Origin of the sequence: Thiomicrospira sp., from assembly GCF_014859555.1 — a bacterium.
Lineage (GTDB): Bacteria > Pseudomonadota > Gammaproteobacteria > Thiomicrospirales > Thiomicrospiraceae > Thiomicrospira.
This window is the reverse complement of sequence record NZ_JACUTY010000091.1, coordinates 1-4,273: the sequence shown is the minus strand read 5'-3', so window position 1 is coordinate 4,273 and position 4,273 is coordinate 1. Positions and strand designations below refer to the sequence as shown.

The following is a 4,273-nucleotide window of genomic DNA, read 5'->3' as shown; positions in this document are numbered from 1 at the left end:
GATTCAAGTTTTCTACAGAAATATGATTTGCTTGATGGCATTGATTAATATTTATAACCGTTCTGGATATACAAGGAGTGTGTTATGACTGCGATTACAACGACCGTATTTAAAAATAATCAATCTCAGGCGGTGCGTTTGCCAAAGTCGGTTGCATTGTAGGAAAGTATCAAGCAGGTTGTGATTACGGCAATTGGTAAAACCCGCACCACACCGCTTGAGCAGAGTTGGGATGATTGGTTTGATTTAGAAGGGGTCAGTGAAGACTTTATGAATGAGCGCAATCAAGAGCCGCATCAGCGCCGAGAAGCATGATGATCGCCGGACACGCTCGAAGCCAAGGGCTAATATTGGTGAGCAATAATATTAAAGAATTTGAACGCGTGTCGGGTTTAAAGCTTGAGAATTGGGTTTGAGTCACCACCAGGCCTGGTGGTGATTGTCATTATTTCATATTAACCCTGTGTTACAATTCGCATCAAATGCATTACATATGGAGCACAATGTATGAAAAGTGAAATGCTTAGTGCGCGTATAGATCACGATACAAAAGTCGCATTCAGCCATGTTTGTGATGAGGTTGGATTGAGTCCTTCTCAAGCGATCAAACTTTTCGCTCGGGCCGTTATCAATTATGGCGGTATCCCTTTTGAGCTTAAAGCGCGCCAGCCAAATGAAACAACCATTGCGGCTATTCAAGAATTAACCCAAGGCCTGGGTCATAAAAGCGAGTCGGTGGGTGCGATGTTGGACGAGTTGACCGAGGGCAAGCTAGGCAATGCTTAGCCTTGAATACTCGACACAATTTAAGAAAGACTTCAAAAAAATAGCTAAAATGCCCATTCCTGACATAGTCGAAGTCGGGAATATCATCTCCCAGCTTCAGCGAGGCGAAACACTTTCCTCAAAAAATGTAGACCATCCTCTCGCTGGGAATTGGCTGGGTTTTCGGGATTGCCACATTAAGCCTGATCTCGTTCTAATTTATCGAATTCATGCTGACAGTTTACAGCTTGCTCGCATCGGGTCACACAGCGATGTGTTTTGATAATTAGTTTGATTTTTGAATTTCAAACGCGCAAAACTAAGTGGCGCCTCGTAAAAGATCGGCACATTAAATTAACTTTACACTCTAAAAACCTTCGTGACTTCGTGTCTCTGTGGTTCAAAAATAAATGAGAACAAACAAATGGCGATAAATTGGTTTCCTGGACACATGCACAAGGCGCGTAAAGACATTGCTGAGGTGATGCCGCAGGTGGATGTGATTATTGAGTTGCTGGATGCGCGCATTCCGTTTTCGAGTGAAAACCCGTTGGTGAACGGGCTGCGTGGCGAAACGCCTTGCATTAAGGTGCTGAATAAAGCCGATTTGGCTGATCCGGCCATTACTCAAATGTGGGTTGAGCATTTTGAGCAGCAGAAGGGCGTGCGTGCGCTGCCGATGACGTCGCAACATCCCGAACATATTAAAAGCTTATTGAAACTGTGTGAGCAGTTAATGGGCAATCGTGATTTGGCAATTCGTGGTGGCCGCGCGATGATTATGGGGATTCCGAATGTGGGTAAATCCACCATGATTAATACTTTAGCTGGCCGCACGATTGCTCGAACCGGCAACGAGGCGGGGGTGACCAAGTCTCAGCAACGTATTAAGTTAGCTAACAATATGACCCTGACTGATACGCCTGGGTTTTTGTGGCCTAAGTTAACGCCACCAGAATGTGGCAATCGTTTGGCGATTACCGGCGCGATTAAAGACACGGCGTTTGATTTTATCGACATCACTTTGTTTGCCGCCGATTATCTGTTGAAACACTACCCAGATGCGTTGAAAGAACGTTATAAATTGGATGAATTGCCTGAGCACGACGAAGAGTTGTTGGCGCTGATTGGCAAAAAACGCGGCTGTATGCAAAAGGGCGGTTCGGTGGATTGGGATAAGGTCAGCCGGATTTTAATTACCGAATTGCGTGATGGCAAATTAGGTCCAATTACGTTAGAAACGCCGGAGATGACGCAAATTGAAGTCGCCAGAGCGGAAGCGGAAGCAGCCGAGAAAGCACGTTTAAAAGAGATTTACGATGCGGAGCGTAAAGCGCGCACTAGGCGGAATCGTAAGTAGGGTTTGGTGTTTTGGGTTTTTGATTTGTTAATCTAGATAACCACCAGGCCTGGTGCCTGGTGATTTGAGCGGGTCAAACTTAGTGGTGATGACCGCCAGCACCGTGCGCGTGGCCGTGCTCTAGTTCTTCTGCAGACGCATCACGAATACCAACGACTTCAACTTCAAAAGTTAAATCCTGACCGGCAAGTGGGTGGTTGGCATCAACCGTTACCTGGTCGCCGTCAATTGCAACGATTTCAACTGATTGCATACCTTGATCAGACTGGGCTTCAAAGCGCATGCCGACTTCAATTTTTTCGACACCTTGGAATAGGTTGCTTGGCACTTGCTGGATCATATCCTCGTATTTTTCGCCATACGCATCTACCGCCGCAATGGTCGCGGTGAACTTGTCGCCTACCGCTTTGCCTAGTAGTTCGGCTTCTAACCCTGGAATTAGGTTGTGGTGACCATGTAAATAAGCCAAAGGCTGGCCATTGGATTTATCCATAACGTCACCGGCAGAGTTAGTTAGGGTGTATTCGATTTGGGCGATTTTATCTTGTTCGATTTTCATTCGGTGTCCTTAATTAGAGTTAGAATATTGATTTTCATGCGCCATGATACCGATTCGTGATCGGATTTTGGGACGTATTTAGGTAAAAAACACAATTTGAGGTCGGTTTATGTTGTATTTATGGGTTAAGGTTTTTCACTTGTTATTTATGATGTCGTGGATGGCGGGTATTTTTTATCTACCTCGCATTTTTGTGCATTTTGTCGAAGGCAAAAAAGCCGGTCAACAAGTCGATCGCTTAGCCATAATGGGTCGTAAGCTGTGGAATTTCATGAGTATTATGATGGTTTTGACCTTGGTGACTGGCTTTTGGTTGTGGCTGGGTTTTGGTATCAGCGGTGGTTGGTTACACGCTAAATTATTAATGGTTGCGTTATTGATTGCGTATCATTTTTGGGCGCGTAAACGTGTCATCGAAATGCAAGCTGGGCACTTAGATCATTCGGGTGTTTATTATCGCTGGGCGAACGAAATTCCGTTGGTCATCACCTTAGCGATTCTTATTTTCGTGGTTGTTAAACCTTTTTAAACGCACTAAATTTTAAACCTTAACTTTGGCTTAACAGGAGTCAGCATGTCGGCGTCAAAACAAGCGCAGTTAATCAAACTGGAAAAACGCGCGTTGGATTTTTCGGTTTGGGGCAATGTGTTTATGGTGGTGATTGGGGTCGGCTTTGCGATCGTCAGTTTTTCCGACGCCATCATGTTGGATGGCTTGTATTCCTTTATCCATTTATTGATCGCCTTGCTCACTTTGCGGGTATCCAAGTTGGTAATGAAACCCAGTAACGACGAATATCCGTTTGGTTACTGGATGTACGAACCTATGATCAATATGGCAAAAGGTTTGATGATTATCACCTTGTTAACCATTGCGTTGTTTAACGCGTTTGCATCCATGTACGGTGGCGGCAAAGCCGTGATTTTAGACATGGCAATTTTTTACGCGATTTTGGCGACGGTTGGCTGTTTTGTGAGTGCCGCTATGGTCAAACATTGGGGCGAGCGTGCGCATTCGCCTTTGGCTTTGGTGGACGCGAAAAACTGGTTGGTGGACGGTTATATTTCGGCGGCCATGTTGTTAGTGTTTATCGCGGCTTATGTTATGCAAGATGGCCAATACGCGCACTGGGTGCCGTATTTTGACCCAGTTATGGTTATTGTTTTAGTCGCGTTAATTTTGGTGGTGCCTTTAAGCATTATCCGTGATGCTTGGAACGAGATTGTCGGCAAACACCCGGGCGAAGACATTGAAGATAAAATTCGTGAAATGATCGACTCTTTAGTGAGTTCTGCCGTGCATAAGGGGTATCATTTACGCTTGGTGATGACCGGGCGGTTTTTATTGGTTCACGTCTATTTTACGGTGCGTTCCGACACGCCGTTAGACAGCATTGAAGCCCAAGACGAAGTGCGCGAAGCCTTGTATCAAGGGTTTCGCAAGCAGTTTCCTTATGTGGCGATGGATGTGGTGTTTACCCAACAAGCCAAGTGGGAACGTATTTCGACCGGCGAACAGTCAGTTCAATCGACTCCTGGCCTGAATGACGACGGTAAAAGCGCCGAGAAACTCACAAGTTAATACAAAC

Annotated in this window: 7 protein-coding genes; 6 read left to right on the top strand and 1 reads right to left on the bottom strand. The window is 45.4% G+C overall.

The annotated features are described in order from the left end of the window. Nucleotides 1-180: 180 nt before the first annotated feature. The 4 genes from IBX48_RS10640 (at nucleotide 181) to ylqF (ending at nucleotide 2,125) form a co-directional block, all read left to right on the top strand. On the top strand, nucleotides 181-315 hold the full coding sequence (locus tag IBX48_RS10640) for a hypothetical protein (RefSeq protein WP_365942510.1): 135 nt from the start codon (nucleotides 181-183) through the stop codon (nucleotides 313-315). Between the two features lie 192 nt (nucleotides 316-507). Then, complete coding sequence (locus tag IBX48_RS09905) at nucleotides 508-786, top strand: type II toxin-antitoxin system RelB/DinJ family antitoxin (protein ID WP_296834017.1); 279 nt, start codon at nucleotides 508-510, stop codon at nucleotides 784-786. Then, nucleotides 779-1,048, top strand: coding sequence for a type II toxin-antitoxin system YafQ family toxin (locus IBX48_RS09900; RefSeq protein ID WP_296834014.1), 270 nt, complete (start codon nucleotides 779-781; stop codon nucleotides 1,046-1,048). Before IBX48_RS09905 ends, IBX48_RS09900 begins: the two co-directional genes overlap by 8 nt. Nucleotides 1,049-1,189: 141 nt before the next feature. Next, nucleotides 1,190-2,125, top strand: a complete 936-nt coding sequence (ylqF, locus tag IBX48_RS09895) for a ribosome biogenesis GTPase YlqF (protein ID WP_296834011.1) — start codon at nucleotides 1,190-1,192, stop codon at nucleotides 2,123-2,125. A 79-nt stretch (nucleotides 2,126-2,204) separates the two neighbouring features. Here ylqF and IBX48_RS09890 read toward each other — a convergent pair whose 3' ends face one another. Next, complete coding sequence (locus IBX48_RS09890) at nucleotides 2,205-2,684, bottom strand: peptidylprolyl isomerase (RefSeq protein ID WP_296834008.1); 480 nt, start codon at nucleotides 2,682-2,684, stop codon at nucleotides 2,205-2,207. Between the two features lie 109 nt (nucleotides 2,685-2,793). On the opposite strand from IBX48_RS09890, the gene IBX48_RS09885 reads away from it, so the two are divergent. Then, nucleotides 2,794-3,213 carry a CopD family protein gene (locus tag IBX48_RS09885; RefSeq protein WP_296834005.1) on the top strand — a complete coding sequence of 140 codons (420 nt, stop codon included), beginning with the start codon at nucleotides 2,794-2,796 and terminating at the stop codon, nucleotides 3,211-3,213. 45 nt (nucleotides 3,214-3,258) lie between these two features. Then, entirely contained in the window at nucleotides 3,259-4,266 is a 1,008-nt protein-coding gene (locus tag IBX48_RS09880; protein ID WP_296834001.1) for a cation transporter, read from the top strand. Nucleotides 4,267-4,273 lie beyond the last annotated feature (7 nt).

Bases quoted from the DNA above. Each gene is read 5' to 3' on its own strand.
- ylqF (WP_296834011.1), top strand. From the start codon at position 1,190: ATGGCGATAAATTGGTTTCCTGGACACATGCACAAGGCGCGTAAAGAC.
- IBX48_RS09880 (WP_296834001.1), top strand. From the start codon at position 3,259: ATGTCGGCGTCAAAACAAGCGCAGTTAATCAAACTGGAAAAACGCGCG.
- IBX48_RS09900 (WP_296834014.1), top strand. From the start codon at position 779: ATGCTTAGCCTTGAATACTCGACACAATTTAAGAAAGACTTCAAAAAA.
- IBX48_RS09885 (WP_296834005.1), top strand. From the start codon at position 2,794: ATGTTGTATTTATGGGTTAAGGTTTTTCACTTGTTATTTATGATGTCG.
- IBX48_RS09890 (WP_296834008.1), bottom strand. From the start codon at position 2,684: ATGAAAATCGAACAAGATAAAATCGCCCAAATCGAATACACCCTAACT.
- IBX48_RS09905 (WP_296834017.1), top strand. From the start codon at position 508: ATGAAAAGTGAAATGCTTAGTGCGCGTATAGATCACGATACAAAAGTC.